This is a genomic window from Micromonospora sp. NPDC049645, assembly GCF_040675155.1.
Taxonomy (GTDB): Bacteria; Actinomycetota; Actinomycetes; order Mycobacteriales; family Micromonosporaceae; genus Micromonospora.
Map to the genome: position 1 here is coordinate 449531 of NZ_JBFAOI010000004.1, position 23936 is coordinate 473466.

21 protein-coding genes and 1 pseudogene are annotated in these 23936 nt (G+C 72.1%); 11 read left to right on the forward strand and 11 right to left on the reverse strand.

The annotated features are described in order from the left end of the window. Nucleotides 1–77 precede the first annotated feature (77 nt). Nucleotides 78–1838, forward strand: a complete 1761-nt coding sequence (locus AB0J33_RS13560; protein WP_363613130.1) for a CDP-glycerol glycerophosphotransferase family protein — start codon at nucleotides 78–80, stop codon at nucleotides 1836–1838. Between the two features lie 74 nt (nucleotides 1839–1912). On the opposite strand, the gene AB0J33_RS13565 is transcribed toward AB0J33_RS13560, so the two are convergent. Further along, on the reverse strand, nucleotides 1913–2251 hold the full coding sequence (locus AB0J33_RS13565; protein ID WP_363613132.1) for a DUF952 domain-containing protein: 339 nt from the start codon (nucleotides 2249–2251) through the stop codon (nucleotides 1913–1915). 113 nt (nucleotides 2252–2364) lie between these two features. On the opposite strand from AB0J33_RS13565, the gene AB0J33_RS13570 reads away from it, so the two are divergent. The 3 genes from AB0J33_RS13570 to AB0J33_RS13580 all read left to right on the forward strand — a co-directional run bounded on the left by AB0J33_RS13570 (nucleotide 2365) and on the right by AB0J33_RS13580 (nucleotide 4880). Then, the gene (locus AB0J33_RS13570; protein ID WP_269680093.1) at nucleotides 2365–2676 is read left to right on the forward strand and encodes a hypothetical protein; all 312 of its coding nucleotides are present in this window, start codon (nucleotides 2365–2367) and stop codon (nucleotides 2674–2676) included. A 107-nt stretch (nucleotides 2677–2783) separates the two neighbouring features. Continuing rightward, nucleotides 2784–3440, forward strand: a complete 657-nt coding sequence (locus tag AB0J33_RS13575) for a response regulator transcription factor (RefSeq protein WP_363613134.1) — start codon at nucleotides 2784–2786, stop codon at nucleotides 3438–3440. A gap of 9 nt (nucleotides 3441–3449) precedes the next feature. Beyond that, nucleotides 3450–4880 (forward strand): HAMP domain-containing sensor histidine kinase, encoded by a 1431-nt coding sequence (locus AB0J33_RS13580; protein WP_363613136.1) that lies wholly within the window; start codon nucleotides 3450–3452, stop codon nucleotides 4878–4880. Nucleotides 4881–4890: 10 nt separating this feature from the next. On the opposite strand, the gene AB0J33_RS13585 is transcribed toward AB0J33_RS13580, so the two are convergent. The 4 genes from AB0J33_RS13585 to AB0J33_RS13600 all read right to left on the reverse strand — a co-directional run bounded on the left by AB0J33_RS13585 (nucleotide 4891) and on the right by AB0J33_RS13600 (nucleotide 9279). Beyond that, nucleotides 4891–5853, reverse strand: a complete 963-nt coding sequence (locus AB0J33_RS13585; RefSeq protein WP_363613138.1) for a TAXI family TRAP transporter solute-binding subunit — start codon at nucleotides 5851–5853, stop codon at nucleotides 4891–4893. An 80-nt stretch (nucleotides 5854–5933) separates the two neighbouring features. Continuing rightward, nucleotides 5934–6680, reverse strand: a complete 747-nt coding sequence (locus AB0J33_RS13590) for a hypothetical protein (RefSeq protein ID WP_363613140.1) — start codon at nucleotides 6678–6680, stop codon at nucleotides 5934–5936. A gap of 116 nt (nucleotides 6681–6796) precedes the next feature. Further along, entirely contained in the window at nucleotides 6797–7594 is a 798-nt protein-coding gene (gene yaaA / locus AB0J33_RS13595; protein WP_363613142.1) for a peroxide stress protein YaaA, read from the reverse strand. 65 nt (nucleotides 7595–7659) lie between these two features. Then, nucleotides 7660–9279 carry a hypothetical protein gene (locus tag AB0J33_RS13600; RefSeq protein WP_363613144.1) on the reverse strand — a complete coding sequence of 540 codons (1620 nt, stop codon included), beginning with the start codon at nucleotides 9277–9279 and terminating at the stop codon, nucleotides 7660–7662. Nucleotides 9280–9402: 123 nt separating this feature from the next. On the opposite strand from AB0J33_RS13600, the gene AB0J33_RS13605 reads away from it, so the two are divergent. Further along, entirely contained in the window at nucleotides 9403–10443 is a 1041-nt protein-coding gene (locus AB0J33_RS13605; protein WP_363613146.1) for a phosphatase domain-containing protein, read from the forward strand. A gap of 42 nt (nucleotides 10444–10485) precedes the next feature. Here AB0J33_RS13605 and glgB read toward each other — a convergent pair whose 3' ends face one another. Both glgB and AB0J33_RS13615 read right to left on the reverse strand, forming a co-directional pair. Then, nucleotides 10486–12588 carry a 1,4-alpha-glucan branching protein GlgB gene (gene glgB, locus AB0J33_RS13610; RefSeq protein ID WP_363613148.1) on the reverse strand — a complete coding sequence of 701 codons (2103 nt, stop codon included), beginning with the start codon at nucleotides 12586–12588 and terminating at the stop codon, nucleotides 10486–10488. Then, complete coding sequence (locus tag AB0J33_RS13615; RefSeq protein ID WP_363613150.1) at nucleotides 12576–14771, reverse strand: maltotransferase domain-containing protein; 2196 nt, start codon at nucleotides 14769–14771, stop codon at nucleotides 12576–12578. Before AB0J33_RS13615 ends, glgB begins: the two co-directional genes overlap by 13 nt. Nucleotides 14772–15019: 248 nt before the next feature. On the opposite strand from AB0J33_RS13615, the gene AB0J33_RS13620 reads away from it, so the two are divergent. Continuing rightward, the gene (locus AB0J33_RS13620) at nucleotides 15020–15259 is read left to right on the forward strand and encodes an AbrB/MazE/SpoVT family DNA-binding domain-containing protein (RefSeq protein ID WP_357065541.1); all 240 of its coding nucleotides are present in this window, start codon (nucleotides 15020–15022) and stop codon (nucleotides 15257–15259) included. Further along, a complete protein-coding gene (locus tag AB0J33_RS13625; RefSeq protein WP_363613152.1) occupies nucleotides 15249–15704 on the forward strand; it encodes a type II toxin-antitoxin system VapC family toxin in 456 nt (151 codons plus the stop codon). Before AB0J33_RS13620 ends, AB0J33_RS13625 begins: the two co-directional genes overlap by 11 nt. Before the next feature lie 154 nt (nucleotides 15705–15858). Here AB0J33_RS13625 and AB0J33_RS13630 read toward each other — a convergent pair. Beyond that, nucleotides 15859–16056: pseudogene (locus AB0J33_RS13630) on the reverse strand (winged helix-turn-helix domain-containing protein); the annotation flags it as partial. Between the two features lie 439 nt (nucleotides 16057–16495). After that, on the reverse strand, nucleotides 16496–17074 hold the full coding sequence (locus AB0J33_RS13635) for a TetR/AcrR family transcriptional regulator (RefSeq protein WP_363613154.1): 579 nt from the start codon (nucleotides 17072–17074) through the stop codon (nucleotides 16496–16498). A gap of 100 nt (nucleotides 17075–17174) precedes the next feature. On the opposite strand from AB0J33_RS13635, the gene AB0J33_RS13640 reads away from it, so the two are divergent. Together AB0J33_RS13640 and AB0J33_RS13645 are read left to right on the forward strand one after the other, a co-directional pair. Further along, a complete protein-coding gene (locus tag AB0J33_RS13640; RefSeq protein ID WP_363613156.1) occupies nucleotides 17175–17591 on the forward strand; it encodes a nuclear transport factor 2 family protein in 417 nt (138 codons plus the stop codon). Beyond that, the gene (locus tag AB0J33_RS13645; RefSeq protein ID WP_363613158.1) at nucleotides 17588–18418 is read left to right on the forward strand and encodes an NAD-dependent epimerase/dehydratase family protein; all 831 of its coding nucleotides are present in this window, start codon (nucleotides 17588–17590) and stop codon (nucleotides 18416–18418) included. The genes AB0J33_RS13640 and AB0J33_RS13645 overlap by 4 nt, the downstream gene beginning before the upstream one ends. A 143-nt stretch (nucleotides 18419–18561) precedes the next feature. Here AB0J33_RS13645 and glgA read toward each other — a convergent pair whose 3' ends face one another. After that, the gene (gene glgA / locus AB0J33_RS13650) at nucleotides 18562–19767 is read right to left on the reverse strand and encodes a glycogen synthase (protein ID WP_363613160.1); all 1206 of its coding nucleotides are present in this window, start codon (nucleotides 19765–19767) and stop codon (nucleotides 18562–18564) included. Nucleotides 19768–19839: 72 nt separating this feature from the next. Here glgA and glgC point away from each other — a divergent pair, with 72 nt between their 5' ends. Further along, on the forward strand, nucleotides 19840–21072 hold the full coding sequence (glgC, locus tag AB0J33_RS13655) for a glucose-1-phosphate adenylyltransferase (protein ID WP_363613162.1): 1233 nt from the start codon (nucleotides 19840–19842) through the stop codon (nucleotides 21070–21072). Between the two features lie 31 nt (nucleotides 21073–21103). After that, nucleotides 21104–22747 (forward strand): phosphoglucomutase (alpha-D-glucose-1,6-bisphosphate-dependent), encoded by a 1644-nt coding sequence (gene pgm / locus AB0J33_RS13660; protein WP_363613164.1) that lies wholly within the window; start codon nucleotides 21104–21106, stop codon nucleotides 22745–22747. 124 nt (nucleotides 22748–22871) lie between these two features. Here pgm and AB0J33_RS13665 read toward each other — a convergent pair whose 3' ends face one another. Further along, nucleotides 22872–23807 carry an NAD(+)/NADH kinase gene (locus tag AB0J33_RS13665; RefSeq protein ID WP_363613166.1) on the reverse strand — a complete coding sequence of 312 codons (936 nt, stop codon included), beginning with the start codon at nucleotides 23805–23807 and terminating at the stop codon, nucleotides 22872–22874. Nucleotides 23808–23936: the final 129 nt, after the last annotated feature.

A 23936-nucleotide genomic window follows, 5' to 3' on the forward strand; every position in this document is an offset into this window, starting at 1 on the left:
CCCGCTGCGCGACGGGGGAGTGACGTCGGTCCATCACGGGCACCGCCCGCAACGAAATCTCGTAGGGAGCGAACTCTTTGTTCGGCACGTTGACAGGACGCCTCGGAGTGGCCGCCCACAGTGCGCTACTGGTACTGGCCTACCTGGTCATGCTCGTCGGTGGCGTATTCGGCTGGGTCGGCCTGTTCGCCGTCGCCGGGTTGGCCGCCATCTTCGGCGAGTTCGCCGTGGCCCGCTGGTCACCGCCATCGCAGCTGCTGTTGGAGAAGGTGGGCCTGCACTGGTCGTACCGGCAGCTCACCCGCGACCTGGCCGCCGTGCTGCTGGTCGTCGCCGAGGTGCGGCTCAGCGGCGGCGAGCTGACCCTGCTGCTGGTGCTGCCGGCCGCCGTGTGGGTCGTGTCGGTATTCGCCGGGGCGCTCTCCACCATGATCGAGCGTCGTAACCCGCTCTCCGCCATGGTGCGCAACATCGAGCTGGGTCCGCTGTCCAGCGCCCCCCAGCCGCCCGCCTGGGCGGCGGCCGTCGCCGGTGACCGGATGCCCCTGCTCAACCTGCTGCTGGTGCCGGCCGCCGTGGCCGCCGCGGTGCAGCACGACCCGACGCCGTTCTTCGCCGCCGCCGCGGTGGCGGTCGTGGCGACCGGTCTGGTGGGCGCCATCATCGCGCTGACCTGGCTGCGGGGTCGAGGCGCGGGGCAGAGCCCGCTGCTACCGGCGGTCCAGCGGTGGCTGGACAGCTACCGGCCCGAGGTGGCGCTCTACTTCGCCGGCCCGGCCAAGGACGTCTACCAGGCGAACATGTGGCTCGCCCCGACCGAGGCGCTCCAGCAGCGCGCGGTGGTGCTGATGCGCAGCCGGGAGGCGTTCCTGGAGTTGGCCGACACCCGGCTGCCGGTGATCTGCGTACCGACCGGTGTCGACTTCATGAACCTCGACCTCGGTGGCATCCGCGCGGCGCTCTACTCCGCCAACGTCGGCGCGAACATCCACATGCTCCGCGAGCCGGGCACGAAGCACGTCTTCGTCGGGCACGGCGACAGCGACAAGCAGGCCAGCGTCAACCCCTACAGCAAGGTGTACGACGAGGTCTGGGTCGCCGGCCTGGCCGGTCGGGAGCGCTACGCGCGGGCCGGAGTGGGTGTGCTCGACGCGGACATCGTCGAGATCGGTCGGCCGCAGCTCGCCGGGGTGCACACGTTCGGCGCCGAGTCGGTGGACCGGCCGTTCACCGTGCTCTACGCGCCCACCTGGGAGGGCTGGCTCGACGACGACCCGTACCACACCTCGCTGGTGCTGATGGGTGAGCGGATCGTCAAGGGGCTGCTCGCCACGAACCCCCGGGTCCGTCTGATCTACAAGCCGCACCCGCTCACCGGGTCGCGGTCCAAGGCGGCCAAGGCCGTGCACGACCGCGTCGTCGGGGCGATCCGCGCCGCCGGCGGCAACCCGGACGCGTCCTCCCTGGACGGCACCGCGCACCTGGTGGTCACCGGCCGTACGCCGGCGCTGTTCGACTGCTTCAACCAGACCGACCTGCTGATCAGCGACGTGTCCAGTGTGGTGTCCGACTTCGTGCAGAGCCAGCGGCCGTACGTGGTGGCCAACCCGGCCGGCCTGTCCGAGGACGACTTCCGCCGGGAGTACCCGACGGCTCGGGCCGCGTACCTGCTCTCCAAGGACTGCGGCGAGTTGGAGAAGATCGTGACGGTCACCCGGGCCGGTGACGACCCGATGACCGAGGCCCGCCGGGAGTTGAAGACCTACCTGCTCGGCCCCGCCGAGGCGAACCCGATGGACCGGTTCCAGGAGGAGATCGACCGGCTCTGCCGCCGCTGACTGCGCGTACGGCAGCACGCGCCCGGTCCGACATCGTCGGGCCGGGCGCGACCGTGTCAGCCCACGGCCGGGTGTCAGCTCAGCAGGGCGGCCACCGCGTCGGCGGGCGGAAGGTCCGCCGGCAACGCCCGCGCCGCCACCACCGCGGCGACCGGCAGCGGACCGTACACGTGCGGGAAGAGCTGCCCGCCGCGCGACGGCTCCCACCGCAGCGTCGCACCCAGTCGCTCCTCGTCGACGCTGAGCAGGGTCAACCCGGTCGCCCCGGCGAAGTGCCGCCGAGCCGTCTCCACCACCTGGTCGGCGCCGGAGAGGTGGATGAAGCCGTCCTGCCGGTCCACGGCGGAGCCGGCGAAGGCACCGGCGGCGAGGGCGTCGTCCCATTCCGTGCTCGACAGCAGTTTGTAGATCACCACGGCAGCCTACGGGGCCGGCGTCGGCGCGCTCGCCCGGTTTTCGCCGGTACCGCCGCGCCCGTCGCCCCCCGCCGGGCATGCTCAGGTCAAGGGCCGCGGAGGGATGGGCGATGCAGAGCTACGACGATGACTGGACCGACAGCCAGCGCGCGCTGTACGACGAGTGCTACCGGGCCGGCGGCGAGTGGGCCGAGGACCCGGACACCCCGTCCGATGACGTACAGCATGTGATCAACCTGGCCGAGGCGGACGACGACGCCTTCCAGGATGCCGAGATCGACTATCCGCCCCTGGTCGACGCGGTCACCCAGGCCGGCGGGGTCACCGTCACCAGCGTGCCGGCCAGCCACGAGGACCCGGGCTTCCGCGGGTTCACCGACGGCGTTCGGGACGCCACCGCCGACGACGTCTTCGGCCTGTGACCTGCGGCTTCGGCCGGTAACCCGCCCCGCGCGGGCGGGCGGCCTCCCGGTGCGCGCGCGCTTCTGCCACCATTCGCAGAACAGCGCTGCGAGGGACGGGGGCACGGGTGCGGATCCTGCTGGTGGAGGACGACCGCCGGGTGGCCGCCGCGCTGTCCTCCGCCCTCACCCGCCGTGGCTACGAGGTCGAGCACGCGGCCACCGTCGCCGCCGCGCTCTCCGCCGCCCCGTGCGACCTGGTGCTGCTCGACCTGACCCTGCCCGACGGGGACGGCACCGACCTGTGCCGGGAGCTGCGTCGGCGCAGCAGCCAGCTCGGCATCATCGCGGTGACCGCCCGGGGTGAGGAACGCGACCGGGTGCTGGGTCTGCGCCTCGGCGCGGACGACTACGTCGTCAAGCCGTTCTCGATGGTGGAGTTGCAGGCCCGGATCGAGGCGGTGCTGCGCCGCGCCGCGAACGCCGCGCCCGAGCGACACCTCATCGAGGTCGGGTCGGTCCGCATCGACGTGGCCGCCCGAACGGTGACCGTGGACGGCCGCGCGGTCACGTTGACCCGCAAGGAGTTCGACGTGCTCCTCTCGCTGGCCCGCCAGCCCGGGGTGGCGGTGCCCCGCGATCGCATCCTGCTGGACGCCTGGGGCACCACCTGGACCGACCGGCACACCGTCGAGGTGCACGTCGGGTCGCTTCGCGGCAAGCTCGGCGACGCCCGCCTGGTGGAGACCGTACGCGGCGTCGGCTACCGGCTGCGCGACGCGTGAGGAGCTGACGTGCGTCGTCGACTGGTGATCAGCTACCTGCTGCTGATGGTTCTCGTCCTCATCGCGTTGGAGACGCCGTTGGCCGCCACCATGGCCAGCCGCGAGACCGAACGGGTGCGTGCCGACCGGCTCGCCGACGCCACCCGGTTCGCCTCGCTGGCCGGTCCGGCGTTGCGCGACGGCGGGCCGGGCCCGATCGAGTCCGAGCTGGCCAGCTACGACGACCTGTACGCGATCGGCGCCGCGATCGTCGACCGGGACCGCGACACCACGGTCTCCTCGCCGAGGTGGCAGCCCGGCCCGGGGACGGCGACGGTGCTGGACATCGCGCTGTCCGGGCAGCAGAGCAGCGCCCCCGAGTCGGTCTGGCCCTGGACGACCGACCCGGTGGTGGTGGCGGTGCCGATCAACGACGGGGGTGAGGTGCTCGGCGCGGTGGTGATCGTGACCCCGTCCGACCCGATCCGCCGGGCTGTCGTCGCCTGGTGGCTGCTGCTCACCCTGGCCGGCCTGCTCGCCGTGCTGGCCTGCGTGCTCACCGCGTTCGGGCTGGCCGGTTGGGTGCTGCGCCCGGTCACCGAACTGGACGCGGTCACCCACGAGATCGCCGAGGGCGACCGGGGCGCCCGGGTGCAGCACCGGCTGGGCCCGCCGGAGCTGCGTCGCCTCGCGGCCAGCTTCAACCACATGGCCGACGTGGTGTCCGACGTGATGGACCGGCAGCGTGCCTTCGTCGCGCACGCCAGTCACCAACTGCGCAATCCGCTGACCGCGCTGCGGTTGCGGGTGGAGGAGTTGGGGCCCAGCCTCACCGACCCGGACGGTCGGTCGGAGCATCGGCTGGCGTTGGAGGAGACCGACCGGCTCGCGTTGGTGCTCGACGCCCTGCTCACCCTCGCCCGTGCCGAACGGGAGGAGAACGAGCGCGTCACGGTGGACGCCGCCGCGGTGGCCGCCTCCCGGGTGGCCGCCTGGGCGCCGCTGGCCCGGCACCGGTCGGTCGCGTTGCGGCTGGTCACCACCGACGCCCCGGCGTACGCCCAGACCGTGCCGACCGCCGTCGACCAGGCGCTCGACGCGCTCATCGACAACGCGGTGAAGTTCAGCGGGGCGGGCGGGGCGGTGACGGTGACCGTGGCCCGTCGCGACGGCGGGGTGGCGCTGGAGGTACGCGACTCCGGCCCCGGCATGACCGAGAGTCAGCTCGGCCAGGCGACCGAGCGGTTCTGGCGGGCGCCGGACGCGCAGAACGTGGACGGCGCGGGGCTCGGCCTGACCATCGCCGCCGTGCTGGTGGACGCCTCGGACGGGCGGCTCACCATGCGTCCGGGGCGGTCGCGGGGGCTGGTCGCCGCGCTGTGGTTCCCGACCCCGGCCCTCCCGGAGGATCCGGTGGAGGAGGAACCGGCCGCCGACCTGCGGCCCTTTCCGGCGCGGTGACGCCCGGCCGTCACGGTTTGGCCGCCCGGTACCAGGCGGCGGCCCCCGGGTGCAGCGACAGCGGCGCGGTGACGATGGCCGAGCGAGGGCTCATCCGTCCCGCCGCCGGATGGGCGGCGGCCAACTCGGCCCGGCGTTCCATCAGCAGCCGGGTCACCTCACGGACCAACGACTCCGGCAGGTTGGCCCGGACGATGAGGTAGTTCGGGTCGGCCACCGTGGTCACCGCGTCCACCCCGTACACCGAGCGGGGGATGTCCCGGGAGACGTAGACCTGGCCGTAGCGGGAGCGCAGCGGCTCGGTCCACTCGTTGAGGTCGACGATCCGGATGGCGCTGTCCTCGGCCAGCTCCTCGATGCCCCGCACCGGCAACCCGCCGGAGAAGAAGAACGCGTCGATCCGCCCGGTCCGCAGCGCAGCCACCGAATCGTCCAGGCCGAGCCGCTCGCGGCGTACCTCGTCGCCACCGAGGCGGGCCACCTCCAGCAGCCGGGTCGCGGTGATCTCGGTACCCGATCCGGCCGCGCCTACCGAGATCCGCCGGCCCCGCAGGTCGGCGACCGTGCGGACCGGGCCGCCGCTCGTGGTGACCAGGTGCAGCTGGTCGTCGTAGACCCGGGCGACCGCGTTGACCGTCGGGCTGCCCGCCGGCCCGGTGGGCAGCACGTCGGCCTGGGTGAAGCCCAGCTCGGCCCCGCCGGACCCGACGAGCTGAACGTTCTCCGCCGAGGCGGCGGTGATCACCACACTGGCCCGGACGTGGGGCAGTTCCCGGTTGAGGATGGCGGCCAGGGACTGCCCGAACGCGTAGTAGACAGCGGTGGGGCTGCCGGTGGCGATCCGGATCGTCGTCGGCTCGGTCGGGGCGTCCCGGCAGCTGGCGACGGCCAGGTTCGTGATCAGCAACACCGCCAACAGGGCGCCCGGCCCGGTGCGGCGCAGGCCGGGCCAGCCGGACGAGGTACGACTCACGCGGTGCACTGTGCGCCGTCGGGCCGGCGCGCGCAAGCCCGGGTCGGTCGGGCGCCGCGCGGGCCGGGTCGACGCTGCGATCAGCAGGCCGGACGGCCCGCCGGCAGCACCACCGCGCCGTGCGCCGACGACCCGACCGGGCCGCGTGCCGACGCCGGGCCGCGTGCCGGCTCCAACGCGGCGCTGCTCAGGATCCGCTGCCGGTCCGGCCCGTCGGCCACGCTGACCAGGAAGCAGCCGGTGCCCGGACGGAGCCGGGCCGGCACGTCGAGCACGGCCGCGCCCCGAATCAGCACCGCGGCCAGTTCGCGGTCGGTGAGCCGTACGCCGAGGATGTGCCGGCGGACGTGCCGCCCGGCGGCCAGCAACGCCGAACGCCAGGCCGCCTCCGCCAGCCGGGTCACCAACCGTCGGCGGGCCGGCGAGGCGCCGGGCAGCGGCCCGCCGAGCAGCTCGCGCCGCCCCTGCCACCAGCCCGCGTCCAACATCCGGGTGTACGCCCCCTGGTGCTTTCGGGGCACCCAGAGCCGGTGCAACTCGTAGCGGCGGCGCAGACCGCCGACGGCCACCTCGTGGGTGACCGGGATGTCCAGCCGGGCGAGCAGTTGCCGCATCCGCTGCGCGGCGTCCTCCCGGTTGAACTCCACCCCTGGCGTGTGCGCGGCGGCGCCGCTCGGCCGGGCGGTGCTCGGCCGGGCCGCGGTCGGCGGCGGTGTGCAGCGCAGCAGGCAGGCGGCCTCGAACGCGTCTCCCAGTGTCAGCCAGCCCAGCGGGGGTGGTGGCGTTGGCGGGCGGGGCCGGTCGAGCAGGGCGGGTTCGCGGGTCAACGGAGGCTCCCTTGTCGGAGTCTGGGTTTTCCTACCGTGGCCCCTGCGTCGCCGTTACGGAACCGGTGCGGCCCAGCCTTGAGCAAATCTTGCGGCTGCCCGGATCTGCCCCGCCCCTACAGGTCGGTGACCACCAGGTCCACCTGCCGCACCCGGCCGGACGCGCTGGCCTGCTCCACCACGGTGTGCTTCAGCTCCCGCAGCGCGCCCACCAGTTGCGCGGCGGTGCGCGGCCGGGCGCCGGCGACGAGCAGGTCCCGGACCAGTCGCCCCTTCGTCGCCTTGTTGAAGTGGCTGACCACCGAGCGGACCGGCACGCCGTCGACCTCCCGCTCGTGCAGCACCCGTACGGTGACCGTCCGCTCGGCCAACTCCCCGCGCGGCGTCCAGGTGGCCGCGTACGCGCCGGAGCGTAGGTCCAGCACCGGGCCGCGTCCGGCGGCGGCCTCCACCGCCGGCGTCAGCTCCCTGCGCCAGTACGCCGACAGCGCCCCGACGCCGGGTAGGCGGGCGCCGATCGGGCAGCGGTACGGCGGGATCCGGTCGGCCAGGCGGACCGCACCCCACAGCCCGGAGCTGATCAGGATCGTCCGGCGGGCCGCCCGTTGCGCCGCCGCCGGCAACGAGGCCAGGTCCAACGCCTCGTAGAGCACCCCGGTGTAGAGCCGCTCCGCCGGCGCGGTGGCCGCCTCCCGCAGTCGGGCGTTGCGCCGCAGCTCGCCCCGCTGGCCCTCGCTGAGCCCGAGCGCCGCCAGCGCGGCCTCCTCGTCCGGGCCGGCGCTCAACGTCACCAGCGCGTCCAGCACCCGCTCGCGGGCCGGGTTCAGCTCGGGCAGGGAGAGCCGGTCCGGGGCCCACCGCCGTCCGGTGCCGGCGTCGGCCTTCCCCTCCGAGGGCGGCAGCAGGATGAGCATGGTTCTCCTCGTCGGGCGCAACGGCGGCGCCCCACGCGCCGGCCCGGCCAGCGTACGACCAGGCCCTACCGCCAGGGCCGCACCGGGGTGTCCGGGTGGTACACGCGATAGCCGCCGACCTCCCGCACCAGCGCGGCGTCGGCCCGGTCGGCGAGCAGCCGGCGCAGCCGCCGGTCCATCGGCGAGCCGGCCTCCACCACGTAGCCCGGCCGCGCGGCCCGGCCCACCTGCCGCCAGTACGGCCGGTAGCGGTTCTGCCCCGGGGACAGGTCCCCGTCGAGCACCCCGCAGACCACCGTCTCGTTGGTATTGAAGATCAACCGGTTGCAGGTCCAGTAGTCCCCGTACACCTCGTGGGGCCCGTCGGCGCGCAGCGCGGCGGCCAACTCCCGGGCCTGGCGTTCCTCGGTCCGTGACGCGGCGGTGCCGGTGGCCGCGAAGAGCACGGTGATCACCAGGGCGGTCACGGTCAGCGCGGCCAGCACGGCGGTGGACAGCGCGCCGGTGAACCGCCCGAGCGCGCCGACGGTGCCCCGCCAGCAGGCCACCGCCGCCACCCAGAGCGGCCAGAGCACCGCCGGCAGCGACAGTTGCAGCACCGACAGGTAGCGGGCGTTGTCCAGCGGACTGGTCGCGGCGAGCGGGCTACGCACGTACGACAGCAGGGTCAACGCGGCGCCGACGACCAGGGCGAGCTGCACGACCGGCCCGACCCGCTCCCCGCGCGGCGCCCCCGCCGCGCGGCGGTACGCGAGCACCGCGAGTGCCGCGCCGCCCACCAGCAGCACCGGATACAGCACGCCGAACCACTGCTGCCACCGTCCGCAGCCGTCCACCGGGCAGAGCCCGTGCGCCAGTGGCACTCCTTCCAGCAGGCCGCCCCGGATCCGGTCGGACCACGACGGCAGCGGCCCGGCCTTGGTGCTGACCGCCCGGAACACCGACAGCGAGTCGTCACCGGGCCCGGCCCGCAGGTTGTCGACGATCATCGGGGCCACGCCGACGACCACGCCCGCCACCAGCAGCAGGCCGGCCCAGCCCAGCAGCTCCCGCCGGACCGCCCACACCAGGGCCAGCCCGGCCACCGCGAGGTACGGCAGGATCAGCCAGTCCGACCAGGCGGCCAGCCCGACGAGCAACCCGAACAGCCCGATCGCGAGCCGTCGGCGGTGCACCGTGCCGGCGGCCAACCCCACGGTGATCAGCAGCATCAGCAGCACCGCCGGCTTCACCTCCGGCCGCCCGCCGACGACGGTGAGCTGGTCGCGCACCACCCGCTCCGGCCCGAGCGCCAGCAGGCCCACCACGAAGGCCGCGAACCACGGCGTGCAGAGCCGGCGGGTCAACCGGTGGATCAGGTAGAGGAAGACCGCGTACAGCGCGAGCATCGGTAACCGCAGCACCGGCCAGCTCGGCCCGGCCAGCGCCACCAGGGGAGCGGCCAGGTACGACTCCAACATCCCCATGTAGTGCTGGCCGTACAGGAAGACCGGGCGTTCCCGGCCCTGGCCGATGTGCAGCGCGGCGAGGCCGAAGGTCGCCTCGTCGCTGTTCGACACCGGCACCGTGAACAGCGTCAGGACCAGCCGGTAGACGACACCGGCGAGCCCGAACACGAGCGCGACGAGCGCCGGCCGGTCGAGTCGCGGACGCCATCGCCCACGGTGCTGCTCTGCATGCGACACGACCAACGCCCCCGTCGTCGTCCCGACCGGAGTGTTTCACGTTCGGTTGGCCCGCCGAGGTGGATCGGCGCAGCCGGGCTGACTCGCGTGGCCGTGGATGTCGACGTGTGGCAGGGTTGGCGCGTGCCACCCACTCCCGCCGGCCAACTGGCCGTTCCGAACCTGCACCGGGCTGCGCGCATCGAGGACGCCGTGCACCAGCTCGTCGAGCGTCGGCTGCGGCGGACCGGCTGGCGGGTCAACATCGTCGCGTACACCGGCTATGGCGCGCCGGGTTGGGTGCGGGTGATGTGTCGGGTGCTGTTGGGCCGTCCGGACACCCGCCAGCGGGGCAGGTTGGACAAGGTTCGCGGTTGGCGCAGCTTCACCACGCTGCCCGCCAAGCACGTCACGGTGACCATCGAGGCCGGCGGGGTGCGCCACGAGACGCAGGCCGACCGCAGCGGTTTCGTCGACACGCTGGTCGAGGCCGACCTGCCGCCCGGTTGGGGCATGGTCCGGCTCAGCGTCCCCGACGCCGAACCGGTCGACGCGCCGGTGCGCATCCTCGACCCGGACGTGAAGTTCGGGATCCTCTCCGACATCGACGACACGGTGATGGTCACCGCGCTGCCCCGGCCGTTGCTCGCCGCGTGGAACACGTTCGTGCTCGACGAGCACGCCCGCGCGGCCGTCCCCGGCATGGCGGTGCTCTACGAACGGCTGGTCACCGCTCACCCCGGCGCGCCGGTCTTCTACCTCTCCACCGGCGCGTGGAACGTGGCGCCCACGCTGACCCGCTTCCTGTCCCGACACCTCTACCCGGCCGGGCCGCTGCTGCTCACCGACTGGGGCCCGACCGCCGACCGCTGGTTCCGCAGCGGCATGGAACACAAGCGGGTGACCCTGGCCCGGCTGGCCCGGGAGTTCCCCGACGTGCGCTGGCTGCTGGTCGGCGACGACGGCCAGCACGACCAGGAGATCTACCGGGAGTTCGCCGCCGCCCACCCGGAGAACGTCGCCGGGGTGGCGATCCGCCGGCTCTCCCCGACCCAGTCGGTGCTGGCCGGTAGCCTGCCCGCCCCGGCCGGCCGCCCGTCGTCGGGGCCGGTGGGGCAGAAGTGGCTGTCCGCGCCGGACGGCGCCGGCCTGTGGCAACTGCTTCGCGACGCCGGCCTGGTCTGACCGGTAGCCCTCGGGCGGCCAGCTGCCGCCCCGTGGGCCTGGTCAGCCCTGGCGGAGCCAGACGACGCCCAGCGGCGGGACCTGGAGCGCCGCCGACGCCACCATCCCGTGCCAGGGCACGTCCTCGGCCCGTACCTCGCCCAGGTTGCCCACCCCCGACCCGCCGTAGTGGTGCGCGTCGGTGTTGAGGACCTCCTGCCACGTCCCGCCGGCCGGAAGCCCGATCCGGTAGTCGTGCAGCGGCTGGGCGGAGAAGTTCGCCACGCACACCAGCGTGGAGCCGTCCGGGGCGATCCGGACGAACGACACGGTGTTGTTGGCGACGTCGTCGCCGGCAATCCAGCGGAACCCGGCCGGTTCGGTGTCCTGAGCCCACAGCGCCGGGGTGTCCCGGTAGACCCGGTTGAGGTCGCCGACGAGCCGTTGCACGCCGGCGCGGGCCGGGTCGTGCAGCAGGTACCAGTCGAGGCCGCGTTCCTCGCTCCACTCCCGGTCGTCGGCCAGCTCGGAGCCCATGAAGAGCAGCTGCTTGCCGGGGTGCGCCCACATGTACGCCAGTAGCGCCCGCACGTTCGCCAGCCGTTGCCAGGTGTCGCCGGGCATCTTGCCGGCGAGTGAGCCCTTGCCGTGCACCACCTCGTCGTGGCTGATCGGCAGCACGTAGTTCTCGCTCCAGGCGTACGCCAGGGAGAAGGTGAGCTGGTGGTGGTGGTGCTGGCGGTAGATCGGGTCCTTCGAGGTGTAGAGCAGGGTGTCGTGCATCCACCCCATGTTCCACTTGAACCCGAAGCCCAGCCCGCCCTCGGCCGTGGAGCGGGTGACGCCCGGCCAGGCGGTGGACTCCTCGGCGATCATGACGACCCCGGCGTGGTGCTTGTAGACGGTCGCGTTCACCTCCTGCATGAGCGCGATGGCCTCCAGGTTCTCCCGGCCGCCGTACCGGTTGGGGGCCCACTCGCCGTGGTTGCGGGAGTAGTCCAGGTAGAGCATCGAGGCGACCGCGTCGACCCGCAGCCCGTCGACGTGGAACTGGTCGCACCAGTAGAGCGCGTTGGCGACCAGGAAGTTGCGGACCTCGTTGCGGCCGAAGTCGAAGACGTACGTGCCCCAGTCGGGGTGCTCGCCGCGTCGCGGGTCGGAGTGCTCGTAGAGCGGGGTGCCGTCGAAACGGGCGAGGGCCCACTCGTCCTTGGGGAAGTGCGCGGGCACCCAGTCCAGGAGTACGCCGATGCCGGCCTCGTGCAGCCGGTCGACCAGGAAGCGGAAATCGTCGGGGTCGCCGAACCGGGAGGTCGGCGCGTAGTAGCCGGTCACCTGGTAACCCCAGGAGCCGCCGAACGGGTGCTCCATCACCGGCAGGAACTCCACGTGCGTGAAGCCCAGCTCGGTGACGTACGCGGTGAGTTGATCGGCCAGCTCGCGGTAGCCCAGACCGGGCCGCCACGAGCCCAGGTGCACCTCGTAGACGCTCATCGGCTCCTGGTGCGGCTGCCGTCCGGCCCGCCGGGCCAGCCAGTCCGCGTCGTTCCACCGGTACGTCGAGTGGTGCACCACCGAGGCGGTGGCCGGCGGCACCTCGGCGTACGCGGCCAGGGGGTCGGCCTTGTCCCGCCACTGCCCGTCCGCGCCGAGCACCCGGTACTTGTACCGGGCCCCGACCCGGGCGTTGGGGACGAACAGCTCCCACACGCCGCTGGAGCCGAGCGACCGCATCGGCCAGCCGTCGTCGGGCCCCCAGCCGGTGAAGTCGCCGATCACCCGCACCCCACGGGCGTTGGGCGCCCAGACGCTGAACGCGACGCCCTCGTCGAAGACCCGGGCGCCGAGCGCCTCCCACAGCCGCTCGTGCCGGCCCTCGCGGATCAGGTGCAGGTCCAGCTCACCGAGGGTCGGCGGGTAGCGGTACGGGTCGTCGTGCGCGGTGCCGTCGACCTCCACCCGGTAGTCGAGCACGGTGCCCTCGACCTGGGCCTCGAAGACGCCCACGTCGTGCACCCGCTTCATCGGGTACCGCTCGTCCCCGACGAGCAGCACGACGTCGCCGGCACCCCGGCGCATGGTGCGGATCGTGGTCGACGAGTCGGCGGGGTGCGCGCCGAGCAGCGCGTGCGGGTCGTGCGTCGCGCCGGAGATCAGCTGGTCCATCGGGCGTCCTTCGGGGCGGCGTCGGTCGGTGCGGGGGCGGCCGGGCGGGCGGCGGCTCGGCGCGGCGGGGTTGGAACCGGTCCCGACCGGCGGGGCGGAGTCGGTACGGGAGCTGCCGGTGCGGGAGTTGTCGGTGCGGGAGTTGTCGGTGCGGTGCCGCCGGAGAGGTCGTCCGGCACGTCGGCGACGGTGAGGTCCGCCGGCTCGGCGCCCGCGGGCTCCGGCATCTTCGGTGGGGTCGGGCGGCGCACGGTCAACACGTGCGCGGGTTGCAGGTACGGGTCGAGCCGCACCGCGTTGCGCTGACCCCAGTCGTAGCTGGTGCCGGTCAGCTCGTCGTACACGGTGAACCGTTCGTGCCAGTCGAAGCCGAGCGCCGGCATGTCGAGGGTGGTGTTGCCCCACTGCACGGCACGCGGGTCGAACGAGCAGATCACGATGACCGTGTTGCCGGTCTCCGCGTCGTGCTTGGACCAGCAGAGCAGCGCCGGGTTGTCGATCTCGTGGAAGACCAGGTTGCGTAGTTGATGCAGGGCCGGGTTGTCGTGGCGTACCCGATTGAGGGTGGCCAGAAACGGTGCCAGCGAGCGGCCCTGCGCCTCGGCGGCGGACCAGTCCCGGGGGCGCAGCTCGTACTTCTCGTTGTTGAGGTATTCCTCCGCGCCCGGCCGGGCCACGTGCTCGAACAGCTCGTAACCGGCGTAGAGGCCCCAGGAGGGGGAGAGCAGCGCGGCCAGCACCGCCCGGATCTTGAACATCGGCGGCCCGCCGTGCTGCAACGACTCGTGCAGGATGTCCGGCGTGTTGGGCCAGAAGTTCGGCCGCATGTAGTCGGCCGCCTCGATCAGCTCCTCGCAGTACGCCCGCATCTCGGCGGCCGTTGTGCGCCAGGTGAAATAGGTGTACGACTGAGTGAAGCCGATCTTGCCGAGGCCGTGCATGATGGCGGGCCGGGTGAACGCCTCGGCCAGGAACAGCACGTCCGGGTCGACCGCCTTCACCTCGGCGATCAGCCAGTGCCAGAAGTCGAACGGCTTGGTGTGCGGGTTGTCCACCCGGAAGATCCGGATGCCCTCGCCGACCCAGTGCAACACCACCCGCAGCACCTCGGCCCGGATGCCCTCCGGGTCGTTGTCGAAGTTGACCGGGTAGATGTCCTGGTACTTCTTCGGCGGGTTCTCCGCGTACGCGATGCTGCCGTCGGCCCGGGTGGTGAACCACTCCGGGTGCTCGGTGACCCACGGGTGGTCCGGCGCGCACTGCAACGCCAGGTCCATCGCCACCTCCAGGCCCTGCGCCGCCGCCGCCTGGATGAAGGCCCGGAAGTCCGCAGGCGTACCCAGATCGGGGTGGATCGTGTCGTGCCCGCCCTCGGCGGCGCCGATCGCCCACGGCGAGCCCACATCGGTCGGCCCGGCGGTGAGCGCGTTGTTGCGGCCCTTGCGGTTGACCCGACCGATCGGGTGGATGGGTGGCAGGTAGAGCACGTCGAAGCCCATCGCGGCCACCCCCGGCAGCCGGTCCGTGGCCGTGGCGAAGGTGCCGGACCGCCCCCCCACCGCCCCTTCGGAGCGGGGGAAGAACTCGTACCAGGCCGAGTAGAGCGCCCGCTTGCGGTCCACCCAGATGGTGTACGTGTCACCGGCGGTGACCAACTCGCGCACCGGGTGCTCCCAGAGCAGGTCGGCCAGGGCCAGCGCCGGGTCGACCCGCTGCGCCAGCGGCAGGTCGGTGTCGACCAGCGCGGTGAGCGCGTCGGCGACCCGGGGCCGGTCGGCGGCCGGCACCAGCTCCCGGGCGGCGGCGAGCACCCGCGCGCCCTCGGCCAGGTCGTTGGTTAGGTCCTCCGGCCCCTGACCTGCGGCGATCTTCTTGGTCACCGCGTTCTGCCAGGTCAGGTACGGGTCCTGGAACGCCTCGACGGAGAAGGTCCACGAGCCGACGGCGTCCGGTGCGATGGTGGCGTGCCAGCGGTCCTGGCCGGGCTCGCCGGGGCGCATCCGGGTGAACGGTCGGCGCGCGCCGTCCGGACCGGCCCACACCACGTTGCAGCCCAGCGCGTCGTGCCCCTCCCGGTAGGCGCGCGCCGACACCGGAACCGGTTCGTCGACCACCGCCTTGGCCGGGTATCGCCCGCACGAGACGACGGGGGAGACGTCTTCGATCGGGAACCGTCCAGTCACCCCGCCAACCTACTGCGCGAGATCCGTTCGCGCGCGGCCAAGCCTGCCGGTCCGCCCCGCGCCAGGGACCGCGCGGCAAGATCCGCGCACTTTCGGGGAAGTTGCTGCCTCAGGGCACCGTCGACGCAGCAGTTTCCCCGAAGTTGTCCGGATCTTCGCGGTGCGGCCGGGGGTGCGCCTATGCGTCATGTGTGATGCGTCAGTAGCGGTGTCGCGTATCATGTGTGACACGTGACAGGGGGTCGGGGATGCGGTTGAATAGCAAGGGCCAGGTCACCATTCCGGCGGCGTTGCGGGCCCAGTACAACCTGCATGAGGGCGACGAGGTCGATGTTGTCGAGGAGGGTGGCGCCCTCCGCATCGTTCGCGTGCACGGTGCCGACACCCGCGGGGAGCGTCTCGTCCGCCACATGCGGGGCCGGGGGAGCGCCAAGGAGACCGAGCACATGTCCACCGAGGAGCTGATGGAGTTGCTGCGTGGCGAGTGATCGGCTTCGCGCAGTGCCGGCGCGTCCATCCGACGCGACGACGACCCTGGTCGACACCAATGTGCTGCTGGACATCCTCACCGACGACCCCAAGTGGGCGGAGTGGTCCGGGACGGCCCTCGCCGAGGCCCGCGACGCGGGCAACCTGGTGATCAACCCCATCGTGTACGCCGAGGTGTCGGTCCGTTTCGACCGCATCGAAGAGCTGGACGAGGCATTGCCGGCGGGGGACTTCCTCCGCGAGGAGCTTCCCTATCTGGCGGGCTTCCTCGCCGGCAAGGCCTATGCGCGGTACCGGCAACTGGGCGGTGTGAAGCGGTCGCCGCTTGCCGACTTCTACATCGGCGCGCATGCGGCCGTGTGCCGATACAACCTGCTGACCCGTGACGGGTCGCGATACCGCACGTACTTCCCAACCCTGACGCTGACGACCCCGGGCGACTGACCGCCGGTCACGTCGTCCGTCCGTCCGTCAGTCCGCTGCCAGACAGCCGAGTCAAGATCGACACAGCTTCCTGAAAACCGCGGTCTCGACGCGACCTGGATGCGACGGTTTCCTGAAACCCGAGTGGATCTAGGCCGGGCGGCGCCGAACGGAGTCAGGCGGGCAGGCTCGGTGCCACGAACGACCCCTTGCCCTGGTGCACCTCGATCCAACCCCGCTCATCGAGGATCCACAGAGCCCGCTTGATCGGGTTGTCGGACGAGTTGTACTGGCGGGCGAGTTCAGCGATGGTCGGCAGCTTGTCGCCGGGCTTGAGGGTGCCGCTTCGGATCGACGTCGTGATGTCATCGACGACCTGCTCGTAGACAGGCTTGCGGGGGCGCGGGCTTGGGCGGCGGGTGTCTCGGCCGGGCGGTGGTCGAGGCCGCCCGGGTGGTGGCCGAGGCGGCTCTTGGCGACGTCACCACGGCCACGGTTCGGCACGAGCGGCTGGTGGCCGGCGAGGAGTGGCGGTGGCTGCCGCCCGAGCACCGTGCCGCGTACCTCCTCGATGTGGCCCGCGCATACGCCTCAACCGGCGACATGCTTCGGGCTGGTCGGACGTTGCTCGACGCGGAACGCACCGCCCACAGCGAGGTGCACGACCGCCCGGGGGTACGAAGCTGGTCACCGTCGTGTGGCGGTCCGCCGACGCGCCCGCCGGCATCGTCCAGCTCGCCACCACCCTCGGCGTCGCCTGACGGCCGGCACCTGGTCTCCTCTGCGGATGGTGGCGGGCCGGTCCGGGGGAATCAGTCAGCGCGGTGACCTGTGGGGAGCCCGAATTGACCGGCGTCCCCGAGCACCGAGCCGACCAGCGCGTTCAGCCCCTCGTGCCAGCGCGCTTCGGGCCAGTCGCGCAGGTGCTCGACCAGATCGCTGCGGACGCCGGCGAGCAGGGCGTGGGCCAGATAATCCGCCGCCTGCGGGCCGCGGGCTTCCGCGACGAGGTCGGCGAGCAGGGCGTGCCAGTGGTCGTACGCCTCATTGCGGTACGGGCTGCCGCCCCCGGCGCTCTCCAGCGCCAGCGTGAGCACCCGGTTGTCGAGCTTGAAGCGCAGCATGGCCCGCAACAGTTCGACGGCCTGCTCCGCCGGCGGCCGGGTGGGTGACACCGCGAGCGCGTCCTGTAACCGCAGTGCCCGTTGCTCATAGAGGGCGCGGATGAGCCCGATCCGGTCGCCGAAGCGCCGGAACAGGGTGCCCTTGCCGACGCCGGCCGCGGTGGCGATGTCGTCCATCGACACCTGATCGGGGTCGGTCGCGGCGTCGAAGAGACGCCCGGCGGCGGCCAGCACCGACTCCCTGTTGCGTTGCGCGTCGGCCCGCACCGGACACCCCTCTCGCCAAACGGACTGTCGGTCCGTATAGTTCAAGCGGACCGGCGGTCCGAATGCTATCGCGACCGTCCCGGACCACGAAAGGACGATCATGTCGAACGACCCCGCCGCGGTGTTCCAGCGCGGCATGGAGCTGCTGCTCGCCAAGGACATGGCCGGGTTCATCGCGCTGTTCGCCGACGATGCGGTGCTGGAACTCCCGTTCGCACCGCCGGGCCAGCCGCGCCGAGTAGCCGGACGCGCCGAGCTGCACGAATACCTGATCAACTACCCCGACCTGCTCGACGTGCGCGAAATCCGAGATCTGATCGTGCATGAGACCAGGGATACGGAGGTCATCGTCGTCGAGTTCACCGCCTCCGGTTTTGTCGTCGCCACGGACCAACCGTACGAGCTGCGCTACATCGCCGTCCTGACCATCAGGGACGGGCAGCTCGTGCACTATCGCGACTACTGGGATCCGATCGCCGCACAGGAGTTGCTCGGTGGCGGCCTGGTGCGCTCATGATCCTGGTCATCGGTGGCACCGGGACCACCGGCCGTATCGTCGCCGCCAAGCTTGCCGAACGCGGTCACCCCACCCGAATCGCCAGCCGACGCCCCTCCACCGGAGGATGCCGCTTCGACTGGTACGACCCGAGCACCCACCCCGACACCCTGGACGGCGTGCGGGCGATCTACGCCATCCCCCCGGTCGGCGAGGTCGACCCGGCGCCGGTCATGCTGCCCTTCCTCGAGCGGGCAACCCGCGCCGGTGTCCGCCGGGTGGTGCTGCTCAGCTCCTCAGCCGTCCCGCCCGCCGAGCACGGACTGGGCCTGGTGCACACACGGTTGGGTGAGCTGTTCCCGGAGTGGGCGGTACTGCGGCCGTCATGGTTCATGGAGAACTTCGTGGGTGAGCATCCGTACGCAGTGAGCGCCCGCGAGCACGGCGAGATCGTCAGCGCCACCGGCGCCGCCCGGGTCGGCTTCGTCGATCCCGCCGACATCGCCGAGGTGGCGGTGCGGGCTCTCACGGACCCGACGCCGCACAACACCGACCACATCATCACCGGACCGGAGGCGCTGAGCTACGACGCCGTCGCTGCCGTCCTCACCGAGGTCGGCGGCCGGCCGGTCCGGCACCGTGCGATCGACGCTGCGGACCTGGCCACCCGGCACCGCGCGAACGGTCTACCGCCGGACTTCGCGCGTTTCCTCGCGAGTCTGGACACGGCGATCGCGGCAGGCGCGGAGGACCGGACGACGTCGACCGTCGTAGACGTGACCGGTCGCTCGCCGCGATCCTTCCGGGACTTCTGCCGGGACCGCCTGCGCGGCGACGGCCCTGACTGACGCTCGGTCAGCCGTAAGGACGATCAGGAGTCGCTGATCCAGGTCACCCTAGGCCGCACGTCGTCCGTCTCCCTCAGGCCGTCTTCCTCGCGCCGTCCTGCTCAGGTCGTCCTGCTCGGGTCGTCCTGCTCGGGCCGTCTTGCTCAGGCCGCGCCGACGGACCGGTAGACCTCCAGGGTCTGCCGGGCGATGGCGTCCCAGGAGAAGTGCTCTACCGCGCGTCGCCGGCCGGCCAGGCCGAACCGTTCGGTGCGCGCCGGGTCGGCGAGCAGCGTGTTGATGGCCGCCGCCAGGTCGGCCACGAAACGGTCCGGGTCCAGGGGCGTGCCGGAGCCGTCGGTGGCCTGCTCGATCGGCACCAGCAGGCCCGTCTTGTCGTCGGCCACCACCTCGGGGATGCCGCCGGTCGCGGTCGCCACCACGGCCGTCTCGCAGGCCATCGCCTCCAGGTTGACGATGCCCATCGGCTCGTAGACCGACGGGCAGACGAAGACGGTGGCGTGGGTGAGCACCTGGATCACCTCGGGCTTGGGCAGCATCTCGGCAACCCAGACCACGCCGGAGCGGTTGGCCCGCAGCTCGGCGACCAGCTCCTCCACCTCGGCGGCGATCTCGGCGGTGTCCGGCGCGCCGGCGAGCAGCACGAGCTGGGTGTCCGCCGGCAGCTCCCGGGCGGCCCGCAGCAGGTAGGGCAGCCCCTTCTGCCGGGTGATCCTTCCCACGTAGACCACGCTCGGGCGGGACGGGTCGACGCCGAGCCGGTCGAGCACGTCGGTGCCCTGATCCGGGGCGTACTGGATGGTGTCGATGCCGTTGTAGACCACCCGGACCCGGTCCGGGTCGATCTTCGGGTACGCGGTCAGCACGTCGGTGCGCATCCCGGCGCTGACCGCGATCACCGCGTCGGCGGCCTCCATCGCGGTGCGCTCGATCCAGGAGGAGAGCGCGTAGCCGCCGCCGAGCTGCTCGGCCTTCCACGGTCGCAGCGGTTCCAGGCTGTGCGCGGTCACCACGTGCGGCACCCCGTGCAGCAGCTTCGCGGTGTGACCGGCCAGGTTCGCGTACCAGGTGTGGCTGTGCACCACGTCGGTGCCGGCGGTGCCCGCGGCCATCTCCAGGTCGACGCCCATCGTGCGCAGCGCGGCGTTCGCGCCGGTCAGGCCGGGCGGTTCGGCGTACGCGGTGACCCCCGGCTCGGTGCGCGCGAGGCCGAAGCAGTGCACCCGGACGTCGGCGAGGTGGCGCAACTCCCGGGCCAGGTACTCGACGTGCACGCCCGCGCCGCCGTAGACCTCCGGCGGGTACTCGCGGGTGAGCAGGTCGACGCGCAGCGGGGTGGGTTCCGTCATGACCCCGCACCCTAGTGCAGAAGAGTCCCCGTACGAGTGGTGAAGTGGGACGCGGGTGGATAGCGTCGGGGCATGGCTGCCAAGGTGCTCGCGATCGTCCTGGCGGGTGGGGAGGGCAAGCGCCTGATGCCACTCACCACGGACCGGGCCAAGCCGGCCGTCCCGTTCGGCGGGATGTACCGCATGGTCGACTTCGTCCTCTCCAACCTGGCCAACGCCGGCTATCTCAAGATCGTCGTGCTGACCCAGTACAAGTCCCACTCCCTCGACCGGCACATCACCAAGACCTGGCGGATGTCCACGCTGCTTGGCAACTACGTCACCCCGGTGCCCGCACAGCAACGTCGCGGCCCGTGGTGGTTCGCCGGCTCGGCCGACGCCATCTACCAGAGCTTCAACCTGATCAACGACGAGCAGCCCGACTACGTCATCGTCTTCGGCGCCGACCACATCTACCGGATGGATCCGCGGCAGATGGTGGAGGACCACATCGCCTCCGGTGCCGCGGTGACCGTCGCCGGCATCCGCCAGCCGCTGTCGACCGCCGACCAGTTCGGCGTCATCGAGGTCGGCGAGGACGGCCGGAAGATCCGGGCGTTCCGCGAGAAGCCCACCGACGCGGTCGGTCTGCCGGACGCGCCGGACGAGATCTACGCCTCGATGGGCAACTACGTGTTCACCACGCGGGCGCTCTGCGAGGCGGTCGAACGCGACGCCGAGGACAAGACCAGCAAGCACGACATGGGCGGCAGCATCATCCCGATGCTCGTCGAGCGGGGCGAGGCGAACGTCTACGACTTCCGCGACAACGAGGTGCCGGGCAGCACCGACCGCGACCGTGGCTACTGGCGCGACGTGGGGACGCTCGACTCGTTCTACGACGCGCACATGGATCTGATCAACGTGCACCCCGTCTTCAACATGTACAACTTCGACTGGCCGATCTACACCGAGCAGCCGCCGTGGCCGCCGGCGAAGTTCGTCCACCAGTGGGGTGAGCGGGTCGGCCGGGCCGTCGGCTCGATGGTCTCCCCGGGTGTGGTGATCTCCGGCTCGCTGGTGGAGAACTCGATCGTCTCGCCGAAGGTGCGGGTCCATTCCTGGGCGCACGTCGAGGGCTCGGTGCTGATGGAGGGCGTCGAGATCGGCCGGCACGCGGTGGTTCGGCGGGCCATCCTGGACAAGAACGTCTTCGTCCCGGAGGGCACCGAGATCGGCGTCGACCTGGAAAAGGACCGGCAGCGCTACACCGTCTCCGACAATGGCATCGTGGTGATCGGCAAGGGCCAGAAGGTCGAGCCGTGACCGACCCGCACTCCCCGAGGAGGATCCCGCAGTGACCCACCCCCGTGCCGGCCAGCCCGCCGAGCCCGCCGACCTGGTCGACGTGCCGCGCCTGGTGACCGCCTACTACGCCGAACATCCGGATCCCGCGGACCCGGCGCAGCAGGTCTCGTTCGGCACCTCCGGCCACCGCGGCTCCAGCCTGCGCAACGCGTTCAACTCCGACCACATCCTGGCGGTCACCCAGGCGCTCTGCGACTACCGACGCGAGCAGGGTCTGGACGGGCCGCTCTTCCTCGCCCGGGACACCCACGCGCTCTCCGCGCCGGCCGCGGTGGACGCCCTGGAGGTGCTCGCCGCCAACGGGGTCACCGTGCTGGTGGACAGCCGCGACGGCTACACCCCGACCCCGGCGCTGTCGCACGCGATCCTCACGCACAACCGGGGGCGCACCAGCGGGCTCGCCGACGGCATCGTGATCACCCCGTCGCACAACCCGCCCGACGACGGCGGTTTCAAGTACAACCCCACCAACGGCGGGCCGGCCGACACCGACGTGACCCGGTGGATCCAGGACCGGGCAAACACCATCCTCGCCGCCGGGCTCAAGGAGGTCCGGAGGATCACCCACGCGCGGGCGCGGGCCGCCGACACCACCGGGGAGTACGACTTCCTCGCCAACTACGTCGACGACCTGCCGGCGGCGATCGACATCGACGCCATCCGTGACGCGGGGATCCGGATCGGCGCGGACCCGCTGGGCGGGGCGAGCGTGGCGTACTGGGGTGAGATCGCCGAGCGGCACCGTCTGGACCTGACCGTGGTCAACCCGACGGTCGACCCGACCTGGCGGTTCATGACCCTGGACGGCGACGGCAAGATCCGGATGGACTGCTCCTCGCCGAACGCGATGGCGTCGCTGATCGCCGCGCGTGCCGACTACCAGATCTCCACCGGCAACGACGCCGACGCCGACCGGCACGGCATCGTCACCCCCGACGCCGGTCTGCTGAACCCCAACCACTACCTGGCGGTGGCGATCCGGCACCTGTTCCGCACCCGCACCGAGTGGGGTCCGGCGGCTGCGGTGGGCAAGACCCTGGTCTCCTCGTCGATGATCGATCGGGTTGCCGCCGACCTGGGTCGGCCGCTGTTGGAGGTGCCGGTCGGCTTCAAGTGGTTCGTGCCCGGCCTGTTGGACGGCGCGGTCGGCTTCGGTGGCGAGGAGAGCGCCGGGGCGTCGTTCCTGCGCCGCGACGGCTCGACCTGGACCACCGACAAGGACGGCATCCTGCTCTGCCTGCTGGCCGCCGAGATCCAGGCCACCACCGGGCGCAGCCCGAGCGAGCACTGGGCGGAGCTGGCCGAGCGGTTCGGCGCGCCCGCGTACGCCCGGATCGACGCCCCGGCCACCCGGGAGCAGAAGGCGGTGCTCGGCAAGCTCTCCCCGGAGCAGGTGACCGCCACCGAGTTGGCCGGTGAGCCGATCACCGCGACGTTGACGACCGCGCCCGGCAACGGCGCGGCGATCGGCGGTCTCAAGGTCAGCACCGAATCCGGCTGGTTCGCCGCCCGCCCGTCCGGCACGGAGGACGTCTACAAGATCTACGCCGAGTCGTTCCAGGGCCCGGAGCACCTCAAGCGCATCCAGGAGGAAGCCAAGGCCCTGGTAGACAAGGTCCTAATCCAGTCCTAACCCCACCCCGCGCCCGCCCCCGGCCCCGGCCCCCCCGACCCCCGGTCGATCATGAAGTTATCGCCATGCCCCGCGGCGTGTCATGGCAATAACTTCATGATCAACGGGGCTGAGGGGTGCGGTTTCAGCAGGGCGGGGGGTCGGCCGGCGGTGGTAGCCCCTGTTGGGCGCGACGGCGCAGCTCCTCGGGAAGGAGTTCGCGCAGCTGCTCGGGCAGGAACGGCAGGTCGAGCAGGGTCATCTTCAACTGGTTGCGCTCCTGGTAACGCAGCGGGTCGAAACGGACCACCAGACCGGCGTCGCGGCGGTACGAGATGTCGACCGTCCCTTCCGTCGCCGCGTCGCGGAACACCAACCCGTCCATCTCCACCACGACCGGCGACGAGTTGGGCTGCAACTCCAGCCGGATCTTCTCGTCCGGGGACAGCACCACCGCCCGGGAGATGCCGGCCATCGGCGCCGCCGGGGTGATCACCACCGAGTCCGCCGCCGGGGAGACCAGTGGACCACCGGCGGCGTAGCTGTACGCCGTGGAGCCGATCGGGGTGCTGACCACCACGGCGTCGCTGCGGTAGTAGCCGTACTGCTGGCCGTCGATGGCGAGCGTGACGCTGACGAAGCCGGCACCCGGCTGGCGGACCAACGCGATGTCGTTGAACGCCACCACGTCGTCGCCACACACGTCGCAGGCGAGGCAGGCGTGCGACTCGACGGTGAACTCCTTCGACAACAACCGGCTCAGCGCCTCCGGCAGGTCGGGCGGCTCGATCTCGACGAGAAAACCCAGACGACCCAGGTGTACGCCGAGCACCGGCTTCGGGTCGAGGACGGCGGAGCGCAGCGCGCCCAACATGGTGCCGTCACCGCCGATGCTGATCAAGGCGTCGGCGCGGCTCGCGACCTCGTCCGCCGGCACCGGCACGATGCAGGACGAGACGCGGTGCTGGTCTTCCTCGCGCACCATCAGCGTCTTGCGGTGACGCTTCGCCCACCGTTCGATGATCCCGACCACCTCGGTGACATCACGGGTGGGGTGCAGCACAAGTCCCAGCCCCGACACTCGTACAGCTCACCACATCGTTGGCAACCGCACCCCGCGTACCGCGAAGGTGCGCCGGCGGTCCGCGGACCGCCGGCGCACCACCCCCCCCGGACGGGCGGGGCAGCCCCGTGGGGGGGGGGAGCGCGC